At 37.4% G+C, this 26,131-nt stretch carries 31 protein-coding genes; 7 read left to right on the top strand and 24 right to left on the bottom strand.

Annotated elements, in window-relative coordinates; genetic code table 11:
* Positions 1 to 311: 311 nt before the first annotated feature.
* The 5 genes from ytpR to CO726_RS15535 all read right to left on the bottom strand — a co-directional run bounded on the left by ytpR (position 312) and on the right by CO726_RS15535 (position 4,209).
* On the bottom strand, positions 312 to 926 hold the full coding sequence (gene ytpR, locus CO726_RS15515) for a YtpR family tRNA-binding protein (RefSeq protein ID WP_001006769.1): 615 nt from the start codon (positions 924 to 926) through the stop codon (positions 312 to 314).
* Positions 923 to 1,735, bottom strand: coding sequence for a DUF1444 domain-containing protein (locus CO726_RS15520; protein WP_099684864.1), 813 nt, complete (start codon positions 1,733 to 1,735; stop codon positions 923 to 925). Before CO726_RS15520 ends, ytpR begins: the two co-directional genes overlap by 4 nt.
* Before the next feature lie 78 nt (positions 1,736 to 1,813).
* Positions 1,814 to 2,128, bottom strand: a complete 315-nt coding sequence (locus CO726_RS15525; RefSeq protein WP_000838193.1) for a thioredoxin family protein — start codon at positions 2,126 to 2,128, stop codon at positions 1,814 to 1,816.
* Between the two features lie 83 nt (positions 2,129 to 2,211).
* Positions 2,212 to 2,721, bottom strand: coding sequence for a DUF84 family protein (locus tag CO726_RS15530; RefSeq protein ID WP_099684865.1), 510 nt, complete (start codon positions 2,719 to 2,721; stop codon positions 2,212 to 2,214).
* A 414-nt stretch (positions 2,722 to 3,135) separates the two neighbouring features.
* Entirely contained in the window at positions 3,136 to 4,209 is a 1,074-nt protein-coding gene (locus CO726_RS15535) for a M42 family metallopeptidase (protein WP_001031515.1), read from the bottom strand.
* 148 nt (positions 4,210 to 4,357) lie between these two features.
* Between CO726_RS15535 and CO726_RS15540 the strand changes: the two genes are divergently transcribed.
* Complete coding sequence (locus CO726_RS15540; RefSeq protein WP_000118537.1) at positions 4,358 to 4,669, top strand: PepSY domain-containing protein; 312 nt, start codon at positions 4,358 to 4,360, stop codon at positions 4,667 to 4,669.
* Positions 4,670 to 4,827: 158 nt separating this feature from the next.
* Here the strand turns inward: CO726_RS15540 and CO726_RS15545 are convergent, their stop codons facing one another.
* The gene (locus CO726_RS15545; protein ID WP_099684866.1) at positions 4,828 to 5,682 is read right to left on the bottom strand and encodes a YtnP family quorum-quenching lactonase; all 855 of its coding nucleotides are present in this window, start codon (positions 5,680 to 5,682) and stop codon (positions 4,828 to 4,830) included.
* Positions 5,683 to 5,751: 69 nt separating this feature from the next.
* Positions 5,752 to 6,405, bottom strand: a complete 654-nt coding sequence (trmB, locus tag CO726_RS15550) for a tRNA (guanosine(46)-N7)-methyltransferase TrmB (protein ID WP_099684867.1) — start codon at positions 6,403 to 6,405, stop codon at positions 5,752 to 5,754.
* A 231-nt stretch (positions 6,406 to 6,636) separates the two neighbouring features.
* On the opposite strand from trmB, the gene CO726_RS15555 reads away from it, so the two are divergent.
* Positions 6,637 to 6,915, top strand: coding sequence for a YtzH-like family protein (locus CO726_RS15555; RefSeq protein ID WP_060632585.1), 279 nt, complete (start codon positions 6,637 to 6,639; stop codon positions 6,913 to 6,915).
* A 3-nt stretch (positions 6,916 to 6,918) separates the two neighbouring features.
* On the opposite strand, the gene CO726_RS15560 is transcribed toward CO726_RS15555, so the two are convergent.
* The 4 genes from CO726_RS15560 to pepV all read right to left on the bottom strand — a co-directional run bounded on the left by CO726_RS15560 (position 6,919) and on the right by pepV (position 12,281).
* Positions 6,919 to 7,716 (bottom strand): phosphotransferase family protein, encoded by a 798-nt coding sequence (locus CO726_RS15560; protein ID WP_099684868.1) that lies wholly within the window; start codon positions 7,714 to 7,716, stop codon positions 6,919 to 6,921.
* Between the two features lie 229 nt (positions 7,717 to 7,945).
* Positions 7,946 to 10,087 (bottom strand): type I pullulanase, encoded by a 2,142-nt coding sequence (pulA, locus tag CO726_RS15565; protein WP_099684869.1) that lies wholly within the window; start codon positions 10,085 to 10,087, stop codon positions 7,946 to 7,948.
* Positions 10,088 to 10,225: 138 nt separating this feature from the next.
* Positions 10,226 to 10,771, bottom strand: a complete 546-nt coding sequence (thpR, locus tag CO726_RS15575) for an RNA 2',3'-cyclic phosphodiesterase (protein WP_099684870.1) — start codon at positions 10,769 to 10,771, stop codon at positions 10,226 to 10,228.
* 103 nt (positions 10,772 to 10,874) lie between these two features.
* Complete coding sequence (gene pepV, locus CO726_RS15580) at positions 10,875 to 12,281, bottom strand: dipeptidase PepV (protein WP_099684871.1); 1,407 nt, start codon at positions 12,279 to 12,281, stop codon at positions 10,875 to 10,877.
* Positions 12,282 to 12,638: 357 nt separating this feature from the next.
* Between pepV and CO726_RS15585 the strand changes: the two genes are divergently transcribed.
* Positions 12,639 to 12,860, top strand: coding sequence for a DeoR family transcriptional regulator (locus tag CO726_RS15585; RefSeq protein WP_000805512.1), 222 nt, complete (start codon positions 12,639 to 12,641; stop codon positions 12,858 to 12,860).
* A gap of 81 nt (positions 12,861 to 12,941) precedes the next feature.
* Here CO726_RS15585 and CO726_RS15590 read toward each other — a convergent pair whose 3' ends face one another.
* Positions 12,942 to 13,670, bottom strand: a complete 729-nt coding sequence (locus tag CO726_RS15590) for a pseudouridine synthase (protein WP_099684872.1) — start codon at positions 13,668 to 13,670, stop codon at positions 12,942 to 12,944.
* A gap of 41 nt (positions 13,671 to 13,711) precedes the next feature.
* On the bottom strand, positions 13,712 to 15,364 hold the full coding sequence (locus tag CO726_RS15595; RefSeq protein WP_099684873.1) for a putative polysaccharide biosynthesis protein: 1,653 nt from the start codon (positions 15,362 to 15,364) through the stop codon (positions 13,712 to 13,714).
* 425 nt (positions 15,365 to 15,789) lie between these two features.
* On the opposite strand from CO726_RS15595, the gene CO726_RS15600 reads away from it, so the two are divergent.
* On the top strand, positions 15,790 to 17,061 hold the full coding sequence (locus CO726_RS15600) for a BaiN/RdsA family NAD(P)/FAD-dependent oxidoreductase (protein WP_098760216.1): 1,272 nt from the start codon (positions 15,790 to 15,792) through the stop codon (positions 17,059 to 17,061).
* 206 nt (positions 17,062 to 17,267) lie between these two features.
* Positions 17,268 to 18,704 (top strand): MDR family MFS transporter, encoded by a 1,437-nt coding sequence (locus CO726_RS15610; RefSeq protein ID WP_098760217.1) that lies wholly within the window; start codon positions 17,268 to 17,270, stop codon positions 18,702 to 18,704.
* A 32-nt stretch (positions 18,705 to 18,736) separates the two neighbouring features.
* Here CO726_RS15610 and CO726_RS15615 read toward each other — a convergent pair whose 3' ends face one another.
* Both CO726_RS15615 and CO726_RS15620 read right to left on the bottom strand, forming a co-directional pair.
* The gene (locus CO726_RS15615; protein ID WP_000098837.1) at positions 18,737 to 19,060 is read right to left on the bottom strand and encodes an ArsR/SmtB family transcription factor; all 324 of its coding nucleotides are present in this window, start codon (positions 19,058 to 19,060) and stop codon (positions 18,737 to 18,739) included.
* Complete coding sequence (locus CO726_RS15620; protein WP_098760219.1) at positions 19,061 to 19,492, bottom strand: SRPBCC family protein; 432 nt, start codon at positions 19,490 to 19,492, stop codon at positions 19,061 to 19,063. It lies immediately after the preceding gene.
* 425 nt (positions 19,493 to 19,917) lie between these two features.
* On the opposite strand from CO726_RS15620, the gene CO726_RS15630 reads away from it, so the two are divergent.
* Positions 19,918 to 20,145, top strand: a complete 228-nt coding sequence (locus tag CO726_RS15630) for a DUF3973 domain-containing protein (protein WP_033659785.1) — start codon at positions 19,918 to 19,920, stop codon at positions 20,143 to 20,145.
* Positions 20,146 to 20,179: 34 nt separating this feature from the next.
* Here the strand turns inward: CO726_RS15630 and CO726_RS15635 are convergent, their stop codons facing one another.
* Both CO726_RS15635 and CO726_RS15640 read right to left on the bottom strand, forming a co-directional pair.
* Positions 20,180 to 20,362 carry a sporulation protein Cse60 gene (locus CO726_RS15635; protein WP_000621751.1) on the bottom strand — a complete coding sequence of 61 codons (183 nt, stop codon included), beginning with the start codon at positions 20,360 to 20,362 and terminating at the stop codon, positions 20,180 to 20,182.
* Between the two features lies 1 nt (position 20,363).
* Positions 20,364 to 20,600, bottom strand: coding sequence for a DUF2553 family protein (locus CO726_RS15640; protein ID WP_098760220.1), 237 nt, complete (start codon positions 20,598 to 20,600; stop codon positions 20,364 to 20,366).
* Between the two features lie 252 nt (positions 20,601 to 20,852).
* Here CO726_RS15640 and CO726_RS15645 point away from each other — a divergent pair, with 252 nt between their 5' ends.
* The gene (locus CO726_RS15645; RefSeq protein ID WP_099684874.1) at positions 20,853 to 21,347 is read left to right on the top strand and encodes a CarD family transcriptional regulator; all 495 of its coding nucleotides are present in this window, start codon (positions 20,853 to 20,855) and stop codon (positions 21,345 to 21,347) included.
* A gap of 69 nt (positions 21,348 to 21,416) precedes the next feature.
* Here the strand turns inward: CO726_RS15645 and CO726_RS15650 are convergent, their stop codons facing one another.
* From CO726_RS15650 to moeA, 7 genes are all read right to left on the bottom strand, one after another.
* Positions 21,417 to 22,202 carry a glucose 1-dehydrogenase gene (locus CO726_RS15650; protein ID WP_099684875.1) on the bottom strand — a complete coding sequence of 262 codons (786 nt, stop codon included), beginning with the start codon at positions 22,200 to 22,202 and terminating at the stop codon, positions 21,417 to 21,419.
* Positions 22,203 to 22,215: 13 nt separating this feature from the next.
* The gene (glcU, locus tag CO726_RS15655; RefSeq protein WP_099684876.1) at positions 22,216 to 23,073 is read right to left on the bottom strand and encodes a glucose uptake protein GlcU; all 858 of its coding nucleotides are present in this window, start codon (positions 23,071 to 23,073) and stop codon (positions 22,216 to 22,218) included.
* Between the two features lie 36 nt (positions 23,074 to 23,109).
* Entirely contained in the window at positions 23,110 to 23,529 is a 420-nt protein-coding gene (locus CO726_RS15660) for a DUF3888 domain-containing protein (protein WP_099684877.1), read from the bottom strand.
* A gap of 93 nt (positions 23,530 to 23,622) precedes the next feature.
* Positions 23,623 to 23,856, bottom strand: coding sequence for a molybdopterin converting factor subunit 1 (gene moaD / locus CO726_RS15665; protein ID WP_098760225.1), 234 nt, complete (start codon positions 23,854 to 23,856; stop codon positions 23,623 to 23,625).
* A gap of 2 nt (positions 23,857 to 23,858) precedes the next feature.
* A complete protein-coding gene (gene moaE / locus CO726_RS15670) occupies positions 23,859 to 24,323 on the bottom strand; it encodes a molybdopterin synthase catalytic subunit MoaE (RefSeq protein WP_099684878.1) in 465 nt (154 codons plus the stop codon).
* Positions 24,320 to 24,841 (bottom strand): molybdopterin-guanine dinucleotide biosynthesis protein B, encoded by a 522-nt coding sequence (gene mobB / locus CO726_RS15675; protein ID WP_136699663.1) that lies wholly within the window; start codon positions 24,839 to 24,841, stop codon positions 24,320 to 24,322. The genes moaE and mobB overlap by 4 nt, the downstream gene beginning before the upstream one ends.
* On the bottom strand, positions 24,805 to 26,094 hold the full coding sequence (gene moeA / locus CO726_RS15680) for a molybdopterin molybdotransferase MoeA (RefSeq protein WP_099684880.1): 1,290 nt from the start codon (positions 26,092 to 26,094) through the stop codon (positions 24,805 to 24,807). The genes mobB and moeA overlap by 37 nt, the downstream gene beginning before the upstream one ends.
* Positions 26,095 to 26,131 lie beyond the last annotated feature (37 nt).

A 26,131-nucleotide genomic window follows, 5' to 3' on the forward strand; every position in this document is an offset into this window, starting at 1 on the left:
ATCAGCTTTAGGGATTGCCCGCAGTTAACCCTCACTACTAGCCAATCACTTGACTAGCAGGGCTTACTGATATATTTAATTAACTTTCGTTATAATTGGTTAAATAAATCGTAACAGTTAGTTACCCCTTCTTTTTTTCTAAATTTTAACTATATTGTTTATAAAACACAATATAGATTTTAAGAAAAAAGGTGACATCCTTATGAATATGAACGATTTTCTACATATATCTATCACAACTCACAATATATCAAAGATTCAATAGAAAAGAGAAGCTGCCCAAAAGGACAGCCTCTCTTTTCTTATATCAATTAAAATTTGAACTCTTGTCCAACTTCAAAGCTATCTTCTAATACAAGAATACCTTTTTCTTGTGGAGCATCTGGAAGCTCTAATTCACGTGCTGAGCAAATCATTCCAGCAGAAGGAACTCCGCGAAGCTCAGCTGGTTTAATTAACATACCGCTTGGCATTACAGCGCCGATTTTTGCAACGACAACTTTTTGTCCTGCATCAACATTCGGTGCGCCACATACAATTTGTAATGTTTCTGTACCGATTTCTACTTTACAAATGTTTAACTTATCAGCATTTGGATGTTTCTCTTTTTCAGCTACATAGCCTACAACAAATTTCGGAGAAAGATCTGCTTCTACTGTTTCTTCAAAGCCGTTCTTCGCTAAAATTTCGTTGATTTTTTCTACAAGTTCTTTCGTTAATGTAAGGTTACCTGTTTCTTTTACTTCTAAGTAAGAAGATGCATTAAAGATGTTGAATCCTGCCGTCACGTTGCTTTCGCGATCATATACGCGTGCAACATCTCCTTTGCGATCAAAAGTACGGTTCTCTAAAGTAATATCTTGTAAGGCAACAATTAGAGTGTCACCAATTCCTTCAAGGTTGTAAAAAACGTTCACTTCGTTCATCCTTTCTCTTTTCCATCTGTCTTCTTCCGATTTTTCGCCAAAATAAAGATTGGTTCAAAGTCCCCATCTTCATATACGAATGAAAGTGATGTAATCGGAACATGCCCTTCGGCAAAAAATTTCATTGTCATTTGTGCAATAATATCATAACCGATTTCGTTGACGATATCAGCAATAATTAATACATCTTGGTGAGGAACAGCAACAACCATGTCACCAGAAATCTTTTCACGCATCGATTGTAATAATGATTCGTTTAAAATACGCGTCGCATCATACCCATCGTTTGTGTTTAAAAAGTAGAATGTATTACCTGCTACTGTGTCTTGTTTAAATTCATAACCTAATGAACGAGCGTTGAATAATGCCATTTCACGCACTTGTTGCTCTGTAAGCTCTAACTTTTGTAATAAACGCTCATCAATGAGTCGATACGTTTTATTCGAATCTAACGCGTAGTAAATACGTGTTTCCGCCGTATGATCCGTCATAATAAACGGATTTCCTTCTTCTGCTTGTTTCGGGAAAGAAGTAGAGCGAATAACAGGTAAAATTTTCGCCGCGCTATTTTCTTCTTTATGCATCGCAATTAACGCTTCTTGTACGTAATAGGCAACCTCTTCAACTGCTTTTTCTTTATTCACTTCCCATTTTGCCACAACACCTGGAAGCGATACGTTAATACCTTTTTTCGAGTCTTTCTGTTCTATACGTAGAACTTCTTTCTCACTATCATACTGAAAGTCCCATTCCGGGCGAGATAATTTCTTCATTAACTCATCTTTCATCTTTTTACTTGTCATCTTCATCTCTTTTTCCTCCCTTCCAAAAAAATAACCTCCCCCGCGAAGGTAGAGGTTGTTTTACAATTCAATTGGCAAATTGCCTTATTTTAAACCTTCAATGAACTCTTCGATTTGTTCTTGTGTTTTACGATCTTTGTTTACATAGCGACCTGTTTCTTCACCTTTATTGTACGCTACAAAGCTCGGAATGCCAAATACGTCTAATTTTACGCATAGATCAATAAACTCATCACGATCTACATAGTAAAATGAGAAATCACTATATTTCTCTTCTACTTCTGGCATAAATGGATCTACAAAGCGGCAGTCTGGGCACCATTCTGCTGAGAACATAAAGACTACATTCTCTTCATTTTTTAATTGTTGGAATTGCTCCATGCTTTCTAATGATTTCATCTATATTTCCTCCTCTAACGAGTGCATTTTTTCATGTTATAATCTTTCTTTTATACTACCATACATCGCGCACGGTGCAAGGTTTATGCTTGCTTTTCGTCATACTTATATTGCCCAACAAGTAACTTAACAACGTGTACAAATAATTCCGTACGGTCGACATAATCATCCGTAAAAATACCGATTGCACCTTCGTGACTACGAATATCTTTTCTTTGTACAAACTCTTCCATCACTTCACTTAGCTCCTTGCCATCTTCAAGAGGTGCTAAAAAATCATCTGGTAACGTAATACGTGCTCCGCCGGCAACGAATGTTTTACCATCACTTGTTGCTAACGCGCCCCAGTTACACATAAATAAACCATGCTCCGTTTTCATTACGCCGCCTTCTAATCCAATACCAATTTGAGCTTCTCCTTCTTGCAGCGCTCGCTTCGCTCTATTGATCGCTCCTTGCATCGTCTCTTCATCTGAAAACGGCTGGTTTGCTACCCCTGAAGGAACAGAAAGAGACGTAATTTCAGCATCGCTCCAAACCTTCTCCACAGCTCCGACTTTCGTTTTATTCTTCGATCCAACTACTACTTTCATTTCATTCACCTCTATATACATTCATCATTTCGCCCTACTTAAATTAAGCACCAATCACTACCACACACCACCGAGGAATCCCTTCTACCTATAAAAGAAGGTGGTTTTCCACAATATTACTGATCCTAAACACAAAAACAGGCTTCTTCTTTCTTCCTACCCGCAGTCTTGATACATCATTCGAGCATCCATTAAGCACTACCGCCACCACACACCGCTGGGTTATCTATTCAATCTAAAAAAGAAAGGTTTTTCTTTCAACATTGCCTACCTCGACTCAAAAAGAGCCTTCCTCTCACTTCCTACTCGCGGTCTTCATACACCATTCGAACATCAATTAAGCACTGACCGCCACCACACACCGCTGGGTCATCTATTCTACCTAAAAAAAGAAGGGTTTTTGGCCCTTCTTCTCTACGCGTTATTCTTAATTGTTTCTAACGTCGTTTTATCCGTTGCTCTGACAAGCTTCGTAATTAGCTCTTTTGCTGCTGCATAGTCATCAACATGTAAAATAGAAGCATGTGTATGAATGTAGCGTGCACAAACACCAATTACTGCTGATGGGATACCTGAGTTACTTGTATGTACACGGCCCGCATCTGTACCACCTTGTGAAATAAAGTATTGGTACGGAATGTTGTGTGTTTCTGCTGTATCTAAAATAAATTCGCGCATTCCTCTATGTGTTACCATCGTACGGTCGTAAATACGAAGGAGAGCACCTTTTCCTAATTGACCGAACTGTGTTTTATCACCAGATGCATCGTTGGCTGGACTTGCATCAAGCGCATAGAAAATGTCTGGTTGAATCATATTTGCAGCAGTTTGCGCACCGCGAAGACCAACTTCTTCTTGTACAGTCGCGCCAGAGTATAATGTGTTTGGTAAAGTTTCGTCTTTTAATTCTTTTAGTAATTCGATTGCAAGGCCACATCCGTAACGGTTGTCCCAAGCTTTCGCCATAATTTTCTTCTCATTTGCCATCGGCGTGAACGGGCAAATTGGCACGATTTGTTGTCCTGGTTTTACACCAATTTCAATCGCATCTTCATAGCTATCTGCACCTATATCAATTAACATATTTTTTATATCCATCGGTTTTGCACGTTGCGCGTCACTTAGTAAGTGAGGAGGAATAGAACCAACAACCCCAATAACAGGACCATTCTTCGTCATAACTTGTACACGTTGCGCTAATAGTACTTGACTCCACCAGCCGCCTAACGTTTGAAAACGAAGCATTCCGTTTTTCGTAATTTGCGTAACCATGAAACCTACTTCATCCATATGACCTGCTACAAGAACACGTGGGCCAGTTTCGTCCCCTTTTTTCAGACCAAATACGCTACCTAAACCGTCTTGCACAATTTCATCCGCATATTTACTTAATTCTTGCTTCATAAAACGGCGTACATCATGTTCGAAACCTGATGCACCTTGTAATTCTGTTAACGTACGAAATAATTGTAATGTCTCTTTATTCACGAAGTCCCCTTCTTTCAAACCTTAGTAGAATACCTCTTTTATTGTAACGAAATTTTCGAAATGTTTCTAGTTTCTTCTTTTTTAGCTGTATTTGCTTTATAATTATTATCGGTACACTATTTTTATTTTATAGAATTGAGGTGAATATATGAGCTGGAAAGGTTTAGTAGCAGGTCTTGGCGTTGGGTTCGCAGCTGGTTATTTCGTTGCAAACAAAGTACAAGAACAATCCCATATTTCTTCAGAAAAAGCATTGAAAATGGTGAAACAAGCATTAAGTCATAAAGGTGAAATTACTGGCTCTTGGGTACATATGGTTCCAGAGACATTTGAAAAATATGATGTCGCATATGAAGTTTATCGCGGCGGTCTTACAACGATGTTAGATGATATACAAGAACGATTTGAATTTTTAGTTGATGCTAAAACAGGTACTGTTTTAGAGGTTATAGCAGCATAAAAAGGAGGGTTCCCATTAGGTGAACCTCTTATTTTTTTGAAATTGTGGGTATTGATTAAAATTATATGGGCGATTTTTCGAATATATCGAATTACCGGCAAAAGCCGACAATAATAAAGAGGCCGCTCCAACAAATATTCTGGAACAACCTCCTCTTTTTATGCTTCTATACTCGTTTTTCTCTCTACCTTTTCTACAATATACCCTTCCTCATTCCACTTTACTGCACGATAATACGCGTCATGATAAAACGTAAACCAAGCATCGTTTTCCGCGCCATACTTCATCCACTTTTGCTTATTTTCAATCGATGTCATCGGATAATCATCATAAGCCATTACCCATAATACATTTTGATGCGCGTGCGTCGGCAATAGATCTGCTAAATGAAGCATCGTTTCACCTTGGCTTTCCAAAGCAATAACTGCATGTCCGTCACTATGGCCGCCTGTATGCGCCATTTTTATTTCATCTGTAATTTCTATTTCCTGCTGAAACGTAATAACTTGGTCTACAATCGGCTCCCAATTTTCCTTCCAATATGTATTACGGGATCTAATATTTGGGTTCCTCATTTCATCCCACTCTGTTTCACTTACATAAACTTTCGCATTCGGAAACGCCGATATAAGTTGACCCTCTTCCCATTTCGTTAAACCAGATGCATGATCAAAATGAAGATGTGTCATTAAAACGTAGCGAATATCTTCAGGCTTTAATCCTAGTTTTTCTAATGATTCATACACCGATGATTCTTCTGTTACACCTTGATTTCGCTTCATCTTCTCATTCAATTTACCGTTTCCTATTCCGGAATCAATCAGCATATTACCGTCTTTTGTTTGCAAAAGTAACGGATCTGTTCGTAAATAAATATGATTTGTATCGTTATGTTTATATTTACGTGACCAAAGTACTTTCGGTACAACACCAAACATTGCTCCTCCATCTAAATGTGTATTCCCGCCCTTTAGCCACGTCACCTTTATATCTCCAATTTGTAACTGTTCCATTTTTCATCCCCCTTTTCTTTCAATACTAACATAAAATTCTGATTATTTTAGTTACAAAAAACCTATGCATTACTGCATAGGCTCTGTGCGATATTTTGCTTCCACACGGTAAATACGATGACCTTTACTAGAGAATTTCTCTTCGTATTCAGTCATGATGTTACCTTCAAAGTCGCTGTTATGAAGATCTAAGCTTAAGTAAGTTAGTAACATACCGTACTCAGCCATACTCATAATAGAATATTCAAATAAACCTTGGTTATCTGTTTTGAAATGAATTTCTCCACCTTCTACTAACACTTCTTCATAATTGCGTAAAAACGTTTTATACGTTAAACGACGCTTCGTATGACGTTTCTTTGGCCATGGATCTGAGAAATTTAAATAAACGCGATCAATTTCACCTTTTGCAAAGAAAACTGTTAAATCTTCAGCATCTTTATTAATTAACTTTAAGTTCGGTAATTCTTCTTCAATTAATTTATCCAGTGCATCTACAACAACACTTGTGAATTTTTCAATTCCAATATAATTAATATGTGGATTCGCTTTTGCCATATCATACATAAAGCGGCCACGACCTGTACCTACTTCAATGTGAATTGGTTGCTCATTTCCAAATACTTCTTTCCAGTTACCAGCGCGCTCTTCTGGGTTTCCGATTACGATATGTGAATACTCATTAATTCGATCCATTGCATATGGTTTATGTCTTAAACGCATAGATGTCTCCCTCTCTTTACAAAACTATTTTAAAGGAATAATTCCTTCTTTCTGTTTTAATCAATCTATCAAACAAAAAACCAAGTACGTACGAGCACTCGGTCCGTTTCTTTCAAGTATAAGATGTACCATTTTGATAAAAACTACATACAGCATTAAACATTCCATGACGAAGCAGCTTTTTCTCTTACATTCCGAGAAGAGAAAAACAATCGAAAGGATGATCCGTTCATGCCAATTAGTCAACAACATCAATTAGAAGTGCTGAAAGATATTTTAGTCAATCACCAAAGTGATTGTTGCGGGACAGTTTCTGAATGCGAGCAATTAGAGCGTCTCATTCAATCGTTACTCGCAAACGATAATATAAGTAGTGACGCTAAAGCAATGCTAAACGATGTATATTCTTATAGTCAATCGGGTAAATCTTCCTCTAATTTGGACAACCACATTTCCAATAATCAAGAACAACTTACTCAGTGGATTGCTGGAATGGACAATTTTTCTTAAGTATTACTCTGAAGCAAGTAGTTGCTGTAAATATTGATGCCAATATTCAGCTTCTGCTTGCTGCTTTTTTGTTGTATGCCATTGAATAGACAAAATCGTTTGTGCTATCACATACCATCTCATACGTCTAAGCAGCGATTCATCCATTTCAATATCATAATAACCGAGCCACTCACTCCATTCGTGGCGCGGAATGTACCAATATAATAACATACCAAGGTCTAGAGCTGGGTCAGCAATTACAGCTCCATCCCAATCAATTAAAAACAACTCATCTTCATCCGACAATAGCCAATTGTTATGGTTTACATCACAATGGCATACAACGAATTCATTGTATTCAATATCTTTTAATGAAGCCATTAAATATTGAAGGCCTTGCTGAATTGTTTTATCATCCCTTATATCTCCTCTTAAAACGAGTTGCAGTTGCTGTAATAATTCTTGTGCGTGAAGCGGCTGCTTCCCAAGTCTTTGAATCATCTGTACAAGTGCTTTAGATGAGTGTATTTTCTTCAAAAGTTTCGCAACACGTTCTAGTTTCATATCCTCTGGCTCTAGCTTCTGTCCCGGAAGCCATTTTTGAGCAGAAATTACATCACCGTTCGTTACCCTTCTTGTCCAAAGTAATTTTGGAACAATTCCTTCTGCTGACAATACCGCTAAAAAGGGCGATGTATTCCGCTTTAAAAATAACTTCTGTTGTCCATTTTGCGCAATATATGCATCGCCCGTTACTCCACCAGCCGGTACAAGACTCCACTCTTTTCCTAATAATTGTTCCAACCATTCCATATTCATTACCCGTTAACAAATCCTTATCTTTTATAGTTATGAAAAGAAAAACCGCAACATTTCTACACATGTTGTGGATTCATATATATTTTACTGTAAATGAAAAGAAAATTTGGCATAAGCCAAAAACTCTCTATTTTATTTTACAAAACCAGCCATAGAATGACAACTTATCAAAATCGTCACCTTTGTCAATTCTACATTTATTACATTCTCATCGTCAAGTAGCGATTTGTCACATTATCGTCAATATATACGTGCTAATTGGAGCGAGCCTAAGTTCCTTTCCTCTAAATGAAGAAATTGGCTCTATTTTCGCTTGCTTTTCGTTAACTAACACATGCCACGTTTCTTCTTTCGGAAGTTGCACCGTTTTAGCTTCTAAACCGCTATTAAATAAAACAACAATCTCTTTCCACGGTCCAAACGATTCTACATTTTGCAGGTGATATGCAAGTACTTCTGGAGATGTTTGCAAAAAAATCATATGCTTTTTTATAAGGTCTGCGTTTTGCAATCGGAATGCTCCGTGCTCTTTACGAATCGCAATTAAACCTTTTATATAGTTAACGGTCTCTATCTCTTTCTCTTTTTGATCCCAATCTAATTGATTAATTTCATCATTTGCATTATAACTATTTTCATTTCCTTGCTTCGTACGATAAAACTCTTGCCCAGCATGTAAAAAAGGGATACCTTGCGACAGAATCACCATTGCAGTTGCTAGAAGGTGACGTTTTTTCAAAATCTCTTCTGACTCTTCATTACTGCGCATTATTTTATCCCACATCGTCATATTGTCATGACATTCTACATAGTTAATGCTTTGCACAGGCTCTAGAAACAAACCTGTTTCTTTCATACTCAAAAGGCTTCCTGATGCTATATACTGCAAATGATTACAGTCTACATGCCCACCAAATGCAAAACCACGTTTATTTATATGAAAGGTACTCCCTTTTATCCCATCACGAAATTGATCATTAAATTGCGCAATATGCGGCATTTTCTTTGCATTATTTAACGTTGCTTTTTCCTCTAGAGGAAGTGGTGTTTGCAGATCCCATCCTTCTCCTAATAGCAATGCATCTCGCTTTATGTTTCGCACTTCTTTTTCTATTATATTTATTGTATCAACATCTAAAATCCCCATTAAGTCGAATCGGAATCCATCAACATTGTATTCCGTAAGCCAATATAGAATAGACTCTACAATGAATTTCCTCATCATTTTCCGTTCAGATGCTATATCATTTCCGACTCCCGTCCCATTAGAAGGCATACCATTTTCACCATGACGAAAATAATATCCTGGAACAAGCTTTTCAAATGACGATAGCTCTCTTTCATAGACATGATTATATACAACATCTATAATCACCCTAATGCCGTGCTCATGAAATGTTTCAATCAGCTGTTTACACTCTACGATCCTGTTATACGGGTCAGAGGGATTTGTAGCATAAAATCCCGTTGGTGCATTGTAATATAATGGATTGTAACCCCAATTATACGCAAAGGAAGGGTTCGCCTCATCTACACCACCGAAACAATATAAAGGTAATAGTTCAACATGTGTAACACCTAAATCTTTTATATGAGACAAACCTGTTAACGTCCCATTTTGTCCTGTTGTTCCTTCTTCCATTAACCCCTTATATGTTCCTTTTTTACTCACTCCACTGCCCTGATGAATAGTAGCATCACGAATATGCAGTTCATACAATATGGCATCTGTCATTGCTTGTAATGGTGGTAATTGCCCTCGCTTTGTTACATTTGTCTTTTCCAAATCAATAACAACGCCGTACTTCCCATTTACAGTCACTGATTTTGCGTAAGGATCCACAGCTTCGTTCCATATTAAATTAATACAAACAAGAAATGTATACTTTTCCCCGGCTAAATCACCTTGCAATGTGTGAACCCAAGCTCCATTTTCTTCTCTGTACATTTCGTGATCCGTATATTCTTTATCACTTTTATAAATTCTTACTTTCGCAAGCCTCGCAGTTGGAGCCCATACTTTAAATGTAGTTGCTTCTTTTTGATACACAGCCCCTAAATCTGTACCTTCGTAATAATACTTTTCATCGAAAATCGCTGTTCTTATGACAGCACCTATTTGTAAATCTGTTTCTTCATTCCGTTCATCTCGTACTGTATAATACTTCCCCACATCTAGCGGCTCTTCTATAAAGCACTCATACTTCGTTGCATCCGGAAGCGCAATTGTATGAGCAATCGGTAAATCTTTCACGTTACTTCCTTCTTGCAAACGAAATGTCCGACTTGTTCCATACGCATGTGGGAGCAAAATTGTAATTTTATTCATTTCATCTAAATAGGCATCAAATGGACGTTTTACTTTCAACATAAAAAAATCACCATCATTCTTAAAGTTAAAATGAAACGAGCTGCAAATGATAAGGCTTTTCTTATCAGCGAAGCCCTATACAGTAACACATTATTCTTTATAGTATATTCACCTGTATAAAAAACGTTTTCATACATTCTATTTTTGTAATTTTATTTCAGCAATCGCTTTATACTTCGGTGTCTCCTTCACGTGAGATTCGTATAAAGTAATCGTATCCGCTTGAAATAATATTTCAGGCACTTCCTTTATATGTTCTAAATCAAACTTTTCTTCTCCTACCCATTTACGGGCAACAGTAATATGCGGATGATACGGGCGCGTTTCTAAAGAAAATCCATTCCCTTCACAAATAGCATGTACTTGCTTTTGTAACTCGAACAAATCGTGATTCTCACTTACCTTCGCCCAAAAAATACGTGGCCTATCTTCCATACCGAACGTTGAAAATCCTTTTAATATAAACGATAGTTCCTTTGTTTCTGTGAGTGTTTGTAATCCATTCTTTATTCCTTTTAACTGTTCCTCTGTCGCACTCCCTAAAAATGAAAGGGTAATATGATAGTCTTCTTTATGTACCCATGAACGAAATGGTAAGTCCTCTTTCATTTCCTCTTTATAGTTAGACAGCACTTCTTTTATATGATTTGGTAACGTGATTGCGACAAAATAATGCGGCTCCATGTACATCTTCTCCTTCTTTCTATTGTTGCTTTTCTTTCTTATCTCATTCAGATAAAAAGAAGCCGCCCTCCAAAATAGAGAGCGGTCATTATTTATATATCCATTATTTCGCTAATTCATGAATCGCTTGTGCGTAAATTGCTGTCGCTTTTAATAAGTCTTCAATTTCAATATACTCATCTTTTTGATGCGCAAGTTCTTCTTTTCCAGGGAACAATGGGCCAAATGCAACACCAGCTCTTAATGAACGAGCGTAAGTACCACCGCCGATTGCTAATAGTTCTGCTTTTTCACCTGTTTGTTCTTCGTATACACGCTGCAACGTACGAATTAATACGTGGTCTTTATCAACGTGATGCGGGCGAGAGTTCGAATAGTCTGCTACTGCAAATCCATGAGTACCAACGTATTCTTTTAACTTTCCAATCATTTCTTCAAAGTTAGTCGTAACCGGATAACGTACATTTAATCCTAAATTACCACCATCCTCTTTCGTATAAGAAAGGCGACCAACATTCACTGTTAACGGTCCACTAACTTCATCTTTATAAGCGATAGTAGCCTTTTCGCCAAAAATATCACCAGTAAATGTTTCTGTTGCAAACGTTGCAAATGCATTCGCTTTTCCATCAAGAGCAACTGTAGTTAAGAAGTTTGCCAGTAATAAACCTGCATTTTCTCCTTTTTCAGGAGTAGATCCGTGAGCTGAAATCCCTTTAATTTGCAATGTCACCGTATTACCTTCTACAATTGCTTCACCTATTTTTTTAGCAGTTTGTAAATACTCTTCATATGCTACTGTAAGTGCATTTACATCTTCTCCTGTAATAATCGCTTCTGCAAAATCAGGAACCATATTTAAACGACGACCTGATTCAAATGAAACAAGTTCATATGTACCTTTCTTCTCTTCACTACCATTTTGCACAACTTGTATATCAGAAATTCCTTTTTCTGCATTAATAATCGGAAAGTCCGCGTCTGGCGCAAAACCGATTGTTGGCATTTCTTCGTTTTTAAAGTAGTGATCTACACATTTCCAATTGCTTTCCTCATCTGTTCCTAAAATCATACGAACGCGTTTTGAAAGAGGTAAACCTAATTCTTTCACAATTTTCATTGCATAATAAGCTGCCATCGTTGGGCCTTTATCGTCAATTGCACCACGTGCAAAAATCTTCCCATCACGAATATCTGCACTATATGCAGGAGTCGTCCAGCCATCTCCTTCTGGTACAACATCAACGTGACAAAGAATACCTACTAATTCTTCTCCTTGTCCCATTTCAAGATGACCCGCATACCCTTCTAAATTTTTAGAAGTAAAGCCTTCCGTTTCTCCTTTATGTAACATGAAAGATAAAGCTTTTTCTACACCTTCACCGAATGGTGCGCCCTCTTTCGCCGATTCTTCTTCCCATACACTTTTAATTTGTAAAAATTGTTGTGTATCACGAATTAAATCATCTTTTCTTTTTGCAACTTCTTCTGTCCAATTAATTGCTGACATCACGCATCCATCCTTCACTATATTGTTTCTTTCATCATAACAAACCGAAATCTCTTATGCCATACACGAAAACTAAATACCGAACAATTGTAATGTTTCAGATATTTCCCATTAGTTTTTCTTTTATTTTTTCAAAAAAATTTGCAGGAATTTGACGTTTTACGTAGAATTTTATGTGTTAGTTGACTGACCATATATACAATGTCAACTACCAATATTTTTCTATATGAATATTTGTTAAATTTCTGTAAAATTTAAGTAGATTAAAGCATGAATTTTATCATGTAGAGTACAATGGTAGTAACGACCTTCTTTCCTGAATGGGGTCAAAAAAACTAGTAGAGGAGTGGTTTTCTCTTGAAACCTACAACTACTCGTATGCTAACACGCATTAAATCAATTTATATGTACATCAATGAAAACGGAACGGTAACGACGAAAGACCTTGTAGATGAGTTCGGGATCACACCGCGAACGATACAACGTGATCTAAATGTGTTGCAGTTTAATGAACTCGTGTATAGCCCTTGCCGCGGTAAGTGGACAACAACAGGAAAGAAAGTGAGAATGACCTCATAACGAAAAATAATTGTATGTAAATAAATACATACCCCTTTCTAACTCATTAGAAAGGGGTCTTTTCTGCGCCTAAAAATAGCACTATTTCTCAGTATCTACTTGATATGTTTTTAACATCTCTACTTCTTCATCTGTTAGCTCTCGGTATTGTCCAAGTTCTAGCTCTTCATCTAATACTAACGGTCCCATTTCTGTTCTCTTTAGGTAGACTACTTTTTTCCCTACCGCTTCAAACATACGCTTTACTTGATGGAACTTTCCTTCTGTAATAACAAGCTCGATTTCAGAGATTTCATCGCTTTTTAATACTGTAAGTGCACCTGGCTTTGTTTCATAGCCATCATCTAAAATAACACCTTTAGCAAACTCTTTTACATCCTCTTCTGTTACTACTCCTGCAACGTGTGCATAATATTTTTTCGGCACATGCTTTTTTGGAGATAACAATTGATGTGATAACTTCCCGTCATTTGTTATCAATAAGAAACCTTCCGTATCAATATCAAGTCGTCCAACTGGGAACGGATCAAAGATTGCATCTTCTAACTCTAATAAATCTATTACCGTTTCATGGTTATCATCTTCTGTCGCTGAAATAACGCCTTGTGGTTTATGCATCATTAAGTAAACAAACTCTTTATATTCCACAACTTCTCCGTGAATCATAACTTCTTGTTCTTCTACATTTACATGAACCTTTGCATCTTTCACTGGCGTTCCATCAATTTTCACAACGCCGTCTTTCAATAATTTCTTTACTTCTTTTCTACTTCCATATCCCATATTTGCTAATAATTTATCTAATCTCACGTTTTTCACCTTCTTTGTTTATCATAGAAAAGGGGACGTAATTACGCCCCTTTTGATTTCAACTTTATTTTGAATCTATTACCAAGTTTACGTTGGATTTTCTCTAGCGCTTCTCCGCCAAATACTCTTTCAAGTACTCCTGTGCGAACCGCTAACAATCCATAAACAAGACCACCAATACCTGCACAAATCACAACTGTAATAAGAGCACCAATTCGGTCATCTGGCGAAATCATGAAGGATAGAATCCATTGCGATAATTTTACAGTAACAACCATTACAAGTGTTAGTACGGCAATTTGGAATGTTCTCTTATACACAACACCGAATGAATAGTTTGCGTATTTTTTAATTTGTTGATTTGTGTACCAAACAGAAGCTAAGAAACCAACTGCTGTTGCTAGAATTGCCCCTACTGTACCGAAATAACGAATAAAGATTACGTTACATACAAATTTCAAAATAACACCCATGATAAGCGCGATAATCGCATGCTTTTGTTGGTTAATGCCTTGCAGAATTGCCGCTGTTACTGTAAATAAAGCAAATAACAACGCAACCGGTGCATACCACATTAATACTTGTCCACCTAATGGATCTGAGTCGTAAAACGCAGTATAAATTGGATATGCAAGTGATGAAATACCGACAACTGCTGGCAATGTTAAGAACATATTTGCCTGGAATGTTTGTGTAATTTGTAACTTTAAATAACGGTATTGTTTTTCAGTAAATGACTTTGTAATCGCTGGTACAAGCGTTAAACTAAACGCTGTCGCAAGTGATACAGGAATCATAATTAATTTATGTGTCCACATTGTGAAAATACCGAGAGCTCGCTCTGCAATATCTCCTTGACCAATCGCTTGCATAATTGAGTTAAATGTCAATGTATCAATTTGTTGATATAAAGGAATTGTTAACCCAATTACAACGTAAGGAATCGCATATGCAAATAATTCTTTAAATAATTGAACGGTACTCACTGTCGATTCTGGTGCGGTTTGTTCAATTAAATATTGATCCAAATGTTTTTTACGTTTTAACCAGTACCAAATTAATACACCGAGCGCTCCAACTGCTGAAACGAACGCAGCAAATGTCGCTACCCCAACTGCTGTCGCAACTGTACCGCCAAGTACTTTAATAACGATAAAACTACCCGCTAATAAAAAGACGATACGAATAATTTGTTCAATAATTTGCGAAACAGTAGTCGGTCCCATCGATTGGTGACCTTGGAAATAACCACGAATTAAACTCGCTGCCGGTACAACAATAAGCGCAAAACTTACAAGACGAATAATCGTCGTAACTTCTCCTATATTACTGTGTACACTTTGTTTACCAAGCATTGCTTCTGCAAACAATGGCGCCGTCATGTACAGTACTAGGAACGAAAGAACTCCTGTTACTATCATCATAACCATTCCCGAGCGGAACATTCTCCGGCTCGTTTTATAATCACCAAGCGCATTATATTTGGAAACAAATTTCGAAACAGCAAGCGGCACCCCTGCCGTTGCAATACTTAAAAAGATCGTATATGGAATATATCCATATGTATAGAGCGTTCCGCCTTCTGTACCTACTAATGCATGAAACGGAAAGACGTAAATCATGCCTAAGAACTTTACTAAAAATGTCCCTAACGTAACAATAAGCGTTCCGCGCAGAAATTTCGAATCGGACATACAAAAATCCTCCTACATCTACATAAAGTGAAACTTTAATCAGTGGGGTGTTCTTCCCCCTGATTATTAGTTGAACCAATCGGGCATTTACGGGCAGTTAATCTCCCGCTGAACTTTAAGGTGAGAGTCTTACTGTCCGTTAATGCGGGGTAAAGTGAAACTATAATTAGCGGGGAGGGTGTTCATTCCCTACTCCTTATTAGTTGAACTATTCGAGTATTTACGGACTGCCAAACTCCCTTTTTATTTCTCTTACATCTTAAGGTTTTAGTTTTATTGCCCACAAATAGCAGGATAGTGCTGAACTCTAACTTTTGTATTGTACCACAATTCTCCCTTTAAGCAGTACTTCACTCTATTTTTCTTTTAAGGGAAAACATGCTATTCTTTTAGGCAGGAAATGTAGAAAATGAGGTCGATATATTATGCATTATGATGTTATTGTCATCGGCGGCGGGCCTTCTGGGCTAATGGCTGCAATCGGTGCTGCAGAAGAAGGCGCAAATGTCTTACTTCTTGATAAAGGAAACAAACTAGGGCGTAAACTTGCGATTTCTGGTGGCGGTCGCTGTAACGTAACGAACCGTCTACCACTTGATGAGATCGTTAAACATATACCAGGAAATGGCCGCTTTTTATACAGCGCTTTTTCTATTTTCAATAATGAAGATATTATTACATTCTTCGAAAATCTCGGTGTAAAACTGAAAGAAGAAGACCATGGCCGTATGTTCCCTGTATCAAATAAAGCACAATCGGTAGTAGACGCACTTTTAACACGATTAAAAGACTTAGGTGTAAAAATTCGTACGAATACACCTGTTGAAACGATTGAATATGAGAACGGTCAAACGAAAGCAGTTGTACTACAAACAGGCGAAGTATTAGAAACAAATCACGTCGTTATAGCTGTTGGCGGAAAATCTGTTCCTCAAACTGGTTCTACTGGAGACGGATATGCTTGGGCTGAAAAAGCTGGTCATACAATTACTGAGTTATTCCCAACAGAAGTACCAATCCTTTCAAACGAACCATTTATTCGTGACCGCTCCTTACAAGGTCTTGCTTTACGAGACGTAAACTTAAGTGTATTAAACCCGAAAGGAAAAGCTATCATTTCTCACAAAATGGACATGCTCTTCACTCATTTCGGCTTATCTGGTCCTGCTGCCCTTCGCTGTAGTCAATTCGTTGTGAAAGCATTGAAAAAGTTCAAAACGAATACAGTGCAAATGAGCATCGATGCATTGCCAGAAGAAAATAGTGAACAACTATTCCAGCGTATGCTAAAACAAATGAAGGAAGATCCGAAAAAAGGAATTAAAAACGTGTTAAAAGGTTATGTTCCTGAGCGTTACTTCCTATTCTTATTAGAAAAAAATGAAATTGACGGTAGTGAACAAGCTGGCCAAGTTTCTCATGAGAAGATTCGTGCACTTGTGAAAGACTTTAAAGAATTTACTGTGAATGTAAATGGTACGCAGTCAATTGAAAAAGCATTCGTTACTGGCGGCGGTGTATCTGTTAAAGAAATTAATCCGAAAGAAATGTCTTCTAAATTCACGAACGGCGTATATTTCTGCGGAGAAGTTCTTGATATTCACGGTTATACTGGCGGCTATAACATTACATCTGCCCTTGTTACTGGTAGAATTGCCGGAACAACAGCTGGAGAAAATGCAAAAATGCAGTATTAAAGAAGAAACAGGACTTCCTGTTTCTTTTTTTATAGGTACATGAAATTATATCGACGATTCCCCAAATATATCAGCGATTCTATAGGATATATCGCCTTACCAACGAAGAACACCAAATCCCCTCATGCTTTTTTGTTGCTTTATATACCTTAGTACCTTTATATTTTATATTGTTGAATAATTGAAAAAGGGTAAGGGGAAAACAAATGAGAAAAAAAGTCATGATGTCTTTAATGCTAATGACGTTTCTTTCTGCGGTAGAAGGAACGATTGTTAGTACAGCGATCCCTCGTATAACGAGTGATTTGTCAGGTGTCGAACTTGTTAGTTGGGTATATGCAATTTATATGCTTGCAACAGCTGTTTCGACTCCAATATACGGAAAATTGGCTGATTTATTCGGCCGTAAAAAAGTTTTGCTCATTGGAGCAGCAATCTTCTTAATCGGTTCTGCACTTTGCGGAGTCGTTACATCAATGGAACAATTAATCTTCTTCCGTGCTCTTCAAGGTATAGGCGCTGGTGCTGTTATGCCGATCACAATGACGATTATTGGAGACCTATATAGCGAAGCGAAAGACCGCGCGAAAGCACAAGGCTGGATGAGTGCCGTTTGGGGTGTATCTGGTGTTATCGGGCCGTTAGTAGGTGGATTTTTAGTTGATTCCCTATCTTGGCGTTATATTTTCTTCTTAAACGTTCCATTTGGAATTATCGCTTGCTTAATGATTGCCATTTACTACAAAGAATCTATTAAGCCTGCTAAGCACCATATCGACTATCTTGGTGCAACAGTATTCTCACTAAGTACAATCGCTCTACTATATGCATTATTAACAGGTAGCAGTAAGCAAAACTGGGGAGATATAACAATTATCGGTCTCTTAATCTTCGCTGTTATTTCATTCATTATCTTCTTATTCATCGAGAAAAAATCTCCGGAACCATTAATTCCGCTAGCGCTTTTCTCTAATCGTACATTATCTACAATAAACATATTAACGCTTATTGCTGGCGCAATGATCATTAGTATTACAATGTACCTTCCAATTTGGAGCCAAGGTGTATTAGGAAAAAATGCGACAGAAGCCGGACTTATTTTAATGCCAATTCCTGTTATGTGGACATTTGGCGCTATTTTCTCTGGTAACTTAGTAGGAAAATTAAAAACGAAACAAATTATTTTACTTGGAGCTAGCATTTTATCAGTCGCTACGTTCTTATTATTTACATTATCAACACATTCACCATCGTTCCTTATTTATGTAGCAGTCGGATTATTCGGTTTAGGAATGGGGCTTGTGACACCGATTTACATGGTAACAATTCAAGCAGCCGTACCAGCACATACACGCGGAACAGCCGTAGGTTTAAACACATTTATTAATACATTTAGTCAAACGTTAGGTGCTGCAATATTCGGTACAATTTTCAATACGATGATTCACGCACGCGGCATTAAAAACCTTGACCTTGTATCTAGCGGACACGGCGGAACTACAACAAATGTAGCAACCGAATCGCAATCCGCATTAGCAGCAAGTGTACACGTCATTTATATGAGTACTTTCGTATTAGCAGTATTTACATTAATTATCGCTTGGATTTTATTAAAGCCAGCTACACAAACAAGTGAGCAATAGTAAAGAGGATGACCATTTCGGTCATCCTCTTTTTACTCCTCATTCTCCACAATATGTTTCAGCATGGACAATTTATTATCCCAAAAACGTTCATAATACGAGAGCCACTGTTGTAATTCCTCTAATGGTTCTGGATGCAAACGATATATCTTCTCTCTTCCGCTTTTTCTTCCGCTTACTAAATTCGCTTCCGAAAGAATATGAAGATGCTTTACAACCGCAGTACGACTCATCGGAAAATGATCCGTTATTTTGGAAATCGGTAACTCTTTGTCACTTAATAACCGTATTACTTCTCGGCGGGTTGGATCAGCAATTGCTTGAAATACATCATATTTCGCTGCTGATGAGGACACTTAGCCTTCGACAACCTTTTTCAGTTTTTCATTTACAATCGCTACCCATCCACCGCTCATTCTATCGCGAATAATAGAGCTCTTCGCATTCGCTTTCGGAAGAATTTCATCAGGATGTTTCCAGCCGCCGTGAATTAACGTAAATTCTGTTTTATTATCTCCTAGGTCTTTCAGATTAAATGAAACAATCCAGCCATCTGTATCCCATGAAAAAGATAGATGGTTTGGTTCATCAATTTCTAACACTTTACATGGTGATGGACCAAATGGTGACTGTACATGAAATTCATGTCCTACCTCTAATACAAAATCATTTGGCATAAACCATGACGAAATCCCTTCTGCAGTTGATACTACATTCCATACTTTTTGAATAGACGCGTTAAAAACGATCGTTTGTTTAATATCATCTAATGTATTTTGTTGTTCCATTTTCATTCTCCTTTATTCGGCACTCAAATATAACACCTTTTGGTTGTATTTAGATGATATAACACCTTTTAGTTTCATGTCAATGCTGATTCTTTTTCACTGTTGAGAAATTCTCAACATTTTTTCAACAGGACAAACACCCTCGTAGCATTCCCTCATAATATACTCACAAAGGCAACAAAAAATAAAAACTTCTCTCAACATGAAACTCCATCATTCATCTTGAAAGAAGTGCCTTATTTATATCATGCGTATTTCGTCTCTCCTCCTTCCCTCAAGGGACACTACGCGGGATATGAAATATCAGAAGGAATATGCCCACCATTTGAGTAGGTAGTTATTTCTCTTCTCCTCAACATTTCCTTAGGACCGAAATGACTACCGACTCACTTTTTTCAAACAAAAATAAAAAGGGGATGAAAGCTATGTTCTATTGCATTAACTGTTCTGACATTCACCATGAAAAACATCCGAATGATAAAGTATTCAAAAACGGTTTTTATATCGATCCATTTTTAGGTGATCGTTATCACCTTGGTATGTGTACAGATGCCCAAAACCATGAAACAGGGGAGCCTCTTTTAACGACAAAGAAATTAGGTACACCCCAATCTATTATGAACGTATTACCGACACATGTTGTCCCAACATAAAGCATAAAAAAGAGCTGGCTCACCCAGCTCTTTTTTATGCTTTATAAACGATCATTGCTGAAAAACAATAAATTTGGTTTTCGTCATCGTTAATGGAAACACCAACTTGGTACTTAATATCTACAAAGTTACTATCATCAATCTTTTTCAAAAAAACATTTACAGCGTCTTCTAAGTCTTTTTCATGACTTTCATCAAACACTTTTACACGAATCATGTTAACACCATCCTAGATCGCAGCCCTCCGCCGCTTGATTATTGCCACGGTGCGTATCTATGATGCGATAAAATTTTCCGTTTTCATATATATACCCGTCTTCTAACACATATTGTTTACCTTCAGTATAGACATAAAACTTACCTATCATAAATTTACTCGTATATAATTCCAAATAATCTGATCTAAATTTAGCTACCACTTTATTTGTAATATCAATTTTTATTGTGCGCCCCACCTTCTCTCCCTCCTTTGCAAAGAACGGATTTAGGTATATTGTATTAGCGATTTTACATTTTATGCTTAAAAATAAGTGGATATGCCTTCTGTCCTCACCTGTACTATTTTTCTAAAAAATCATCAATAAGTAAGAGCAAAAAAATATATAAAAAAGAGTTTTTACTTATTGACTATAATATTAAAATTATGGTATTATATAAAATTTTACATTTTTATATATTTGTGCTATCATTAAAGGTGGTTACCACATATGGAGGTGGATGATTTGTTTCAAATTGGTGATAAAATCGTTTATCCAATGAACGGCGCAGGGGTCATCGAAGCCATTGAAGAGAAAGAAATATTAGGAACAACACGTCAATATTGTGTGATACGTATCATTAGTAAAGATATGCAAGTAATGCTTCCGATGGATCAATTACAAAAATCAGGTATTCGTTATATCGTAGATAAAGGTACGTTAGATGATATACTTCTTGAATTTCAAAACGGGGAATCAGATACATCACTTTCCTGGAAACAAAGATATACAATGAATATGGAAAAAATGAAAAACGGCAATCTGCAAGATAGTGCAGAAGTTGTTCGTGATTTACTTCGCCGTAATAAAGAAAGAGCATTAAATGCGAGCGAAAAACAAATGCTAGATAATGCCCGAAAAATGATGATTAGCGAAGTTGCACTCGTACAAAATGTTTCTGAGCATCAAGCAACAGAACTTCTTCAAGATACAATTAATCACTAAATTTAAAATAGCTGGTCGCTATTTTTTTGTAAAAAAGGACGAAGAGTTTTATCTCTTCGTCCTTTTATATTACCCACGCCCAGCTTGGAACGATGGATATAAAGTCATTCCACCATCTGCAAATAGCGTAATTCCAGTTACGTAACTTGCCTCTGCTGAAGCAAGCCACGTTGCGACTGCTGCAATTTCTTCCGATTTTCCAATATAGCCCATCGGTATCATACTTTCTACGTCCGCACGTTTTTTAGGATCAGCAAGCTTTTCGGCATTAATTGGCGTATTTATTGCACCTGGCCCAATATTATTTACTCGAATACCTTTCGGTGCATATTCTAACGCTAACGTCTCTGTCATAAGTTTAATACCGCCTTTACTTGCTGCATAGTGCACAAATAATGGCCACGGAATTTTCTCATGAACACTCGACATATTAATGACAGACCCTTTAATATCGTGTTCTACAAAATATTTAATCGCTTCACGGCTTCCTAAAAAAGCACCTGTTAAATTTGTATTGATTACTTTATTCCAATCTTCAAGCGGCATTTCATGCGATGGTACCGCATTCTCTATTCCTGCATTATTAATCATAACGTCGAGCGTACCAAATTCTTTCACAGCAGATTGAATGAGGTTCACAACATCAGACTCAACCGTCACATCACCTTTTACAGCAATCGCTTCTCCGCCTACTTTTTTAATTTCTTCTAATACATCATACGCTTCTGATTCTCGTGAGCGATAGTTAATAACCACTTTTGCTTTCTCTTTAGCAAACCTTACTCCCATCGCTCTTCCAAGACCAGTGGCCGATCCTGTAATAACGACAACTTTCCCTTCTAAATCGCTATACATTTCAATACCTCCTTTAACTTTTTGCAACACCTAACATAATTCCGGCTGCAATAATAAAAACGATACCGACAATAATTCCTGTTAATTGACGTTTCGTTTTCCTTTCACCTAATATAAGAATCCCGCCAAGCGTTGAAATAATAATTCCCATTTGTGATAGCGAGAAACTTGTTGCCACTCCAACACGCGGCTGCGAAATGAATAAAAACATATTTCCAGCTGCCCAAATTAATCCTGGAATAATATTTCGAATTGCATATTTATTAAATGGATGATGTTTAAAAGTAAGCAAGATTCCTCCTAACACCATACCAACTGCTTGTGGTAATAAAGCTGACCAACCATCTACATGAAATAGTCTAATCACTACTACGTAAACTAAATAACCGACTGTTGAAATCAATAAAATGATAATACCCCTTTTAAAATTCCCCGCTTGCTCTGCACTCTTTTCTTCTTTACTTTGAAGTGATGTTAAAATAACACCGATAATAATACAAACGAGTGCCAATACGCCAAGGACAACTGATATTGTCGTGGACCACTCATGAAATACGATGACTCCGAATAAAGTCGTCGCAACTAATTGAAGTCCTGTTGAAATGGGCATCGTTCTCGAAACGCCCATTAAATCAATACTTTTTAATTGATTCGCCTGACCAAGCGCCCAAAATAAACCTGACACAATTCCAACTCCAATAACAGTAGGAGTTAATACTGGCTTCATAAAAATATAAACAACAATCGAGAAAATAAGTGCACCAAACGTTGTACCGAGCGTTTGACTATACGGTCCCCCGCCAAGTTTCACGTTAAATAGCACAATACTTCCCCAAAATATAGCCGGTAAAATCGCTAACAGTATGTCCATCGCTCATTACCTTTCTTCACTAAATGTCATAGGTTATCACTCTGAATCATTAGAGTGCGCTTTTATTTTTTCTTTTTCCCGTTCACAAATCTTTTCTGCAATAGCACCAGAAACATTCTTTTCTCGCTCCACCTTCTTTATCTTTACGTGATCTAAATGATCTTCCAAAGTAAGTGTAACTTTATCATTCGGCGGATTATGTGCACCTTGGAACGTAAGAAATTGTAATGTAATTTCAAATCTAGGAACGAACTCATCTTTCTTGCCGAGACGCTTTATATTTATAACGGAGGCACATTCATATTGATCTTCTGTCACTTGTCTAATAACTGAATAGTACCTATTCGATAATGCACTCTCTAAAAGTTGTTCCCTTGATTCTTTCGCGAAAGAATCGCTTGGAGAAGAGAAAAAGGCCGAACATATCATTGTAATAACTATACATATTTTTTTCATAATACCCTCCTTGTTCTATACGTTAGTGTTCGCAAAACTTCCATAAAAAAACGACTTCCCCTATGTAGGAAAGTCGTTTTAATGAATCCAATATTAACCACCGCTCACCGGTGGGATTAGTGCAACAACATCACCAGATTGGATTTTGTCATCTTCATTTGCGTATTCTTCATTAATCGCAACCATAATTGGCGCTGTCACTGGTACATTATACTCTTTAACAACAACATCCTTTAACTCTGCAACCGTAATATTTTCTTTCTCTATTTGTAATTCACTTGTTCCTGCTTCTTCTTGCAAGTGCGCAAATAACAATACTCGAATCATACTTATAGCTCCTTCCCAGGCTCTCCCGCCGGATATGGCGTTTTTTCTAATTGATCACCAATCCAAGAATCTCCATCTTCCCAAAACTCTTTTTTCCAAATCGGAACAATTTGTTTTATGCGTTCCATAATATATTCGTTCGCTTCATAGGCTGCTTTACGATGCGGTGTTGAAACAGCAACCACAACCGCGATATCAGAAATTTGCAGTGTTCCGGTGCGATGTGTAATCGCAACGTGTGTACCTGGCCATTTCTCTTTCACTTCTGATCCGATTTTCTCTAGCATCTTTTCTGCCATCGTCTTATAAGCAACATATTCTAAGTATAGTGTACGACGCCCTTTCGTAAACTCTCTAACCGTTCCAATAAATGTTGTAACAGCACCACATTCGCGGCGAATAACCTTCTTCGCTACCTCTTCAATTGAAATTTCTGTATCAATTACTTCATAATACGTATTTGTCATTTCGTACCCCTTACCGTTTGTAAAAACCAGTCTATATACAACTCGTCTTCTGTTATATGAAATACTTTATATTCTTCTCGTAAGTTTGCGGAAGCATGATGCCACGTAATAACCGCTATTACATTTTCTACTTTATGTAAAAGTTCAGCGTCTTCTTCAGAACGAAGTAACACTACTTTCGGATAGCTCTCATTTTTATAGCCCTCAATTACAATTGTATCCACTTCAAAAAACTCATATAAGCGAATAATTTCTTGCAAGGACCATTCCTCTCTTAATGACGACAGTGAAAGTAATCCAGCGCCTTCTACGCTACTGACAACAGCACCGGCCTTTCGGTGCCTTTCACTATCTTTTTGCGCTACTTCTGGAAAACCTCCGTGCCCGTGATGTTTAATGGTAGCAACTTTCATTTTTCGTTCAGCTAATGTACACACAAATTTCTCGACAAATGTTGTTTTCCCGCTATTTTGATATCCTACTATTTGTAAGATTGAAGGGGCTTTGCCCATGGCCAATCACATCCCTCGGCGTGCTCTAACAATAATACAGACACTTTCATCCCTGCCTCAAACCCTCTCGTTCCTCCAGGCAACACAATAAAAGCATTCGCATCAGCGAGTGAAGATACCGCACTCGATTTATCTAAACCGACCGGCACCGCTTGTAATGCCCCGTCCACGATTGTCACCTTTGCTCTTACAAAACGAGTAAACGGATTTGGCTTCGGAAAATCTTTTTGTAAAATAGCATCTGCTCTATATACATGAGGCTCCTTCGCATACAAATATGTTTTTATAACCGGATGCACAAATAGCTCAAAACCTACGTAACAAGCTGACGGATTCCCTGATAAACCGAAAAGTAACTTTCCATCAACTTCAGCTACTGTCGTTACACTTCCTGGTCTCATTGCTATTTTATTAAAGAGTACATTTGCTTGTAATCTTTCATAAATAGCCGGCAAGTAGTCATAATCTCCTACCGACACACCGCCTGTCGTAATTAAAATATCAACCTCATTCATCGCTGATTGAACAGCTGTAAAACATGCATCTAACTCGTCCGCAAGTTGGCCATAATAACGGACTTTCCCCCCGGCTTTCATAATTTGAGCCGCAATCATATAAGAGTTGCTATTTCTGATTTTCCCCGGCTCTAACGACTCGTGTACTTCTAATAATTCACTTCCTGTCGTCACAATCCCAACAACAGGCTGTTTTACCACTTTCACAGTACTATATCCAAACGTCGCTAATAAGGCCGCAACACCTGGATTGATCGCAACACCTTTCTTAACGAGAACTTGATTTTCTTTTATATCTTCTCCTTTAAATGAAACATTGTCACCACTATTAAAAGGACGCTTTAACTTCATATATGTTTTTCCGTTCTTCTCAAAACCTTCCGTCAGCTCTAACATTACGACTGCATTACAATCCTCTGGAATAGCTGCTCCCGTCATAATACGAACCGCTTTAAAAGGCCCTACTTCATCTAAAAAAACAGAGCCCGCTCCAATTTCTCCTATTACTTCAAATTCAACTGAATTCTCTTGATTTGCTTCTTTCGTATCTTCTGCTCGAATTGCGAAACCATCGTAAGGAGAACGATCAAAATGAGGAACGTCATGATCAGAGACAACATCCTCTCCAAGAATTCTCCCGTAACTTTCCGCAATAGAAACTTCTTCTACTTCACCATTCTTCGCATATTCCATTACCCTCTCTACTGCCTCAGCAACTTGAATCGGAATTCGTTTTTCTACCATCATTTCTCACCTCATATTTGCAATTTTTTTTATCTCG

Source organism: Bacillus fungorum, from assembly GCF_002746455.1.
GTDB lineage: Bacteria > Bacillota > Bacilli > Bacillales > Bacillaceae_G > Bacillus_A > Bacillus_A fungorum.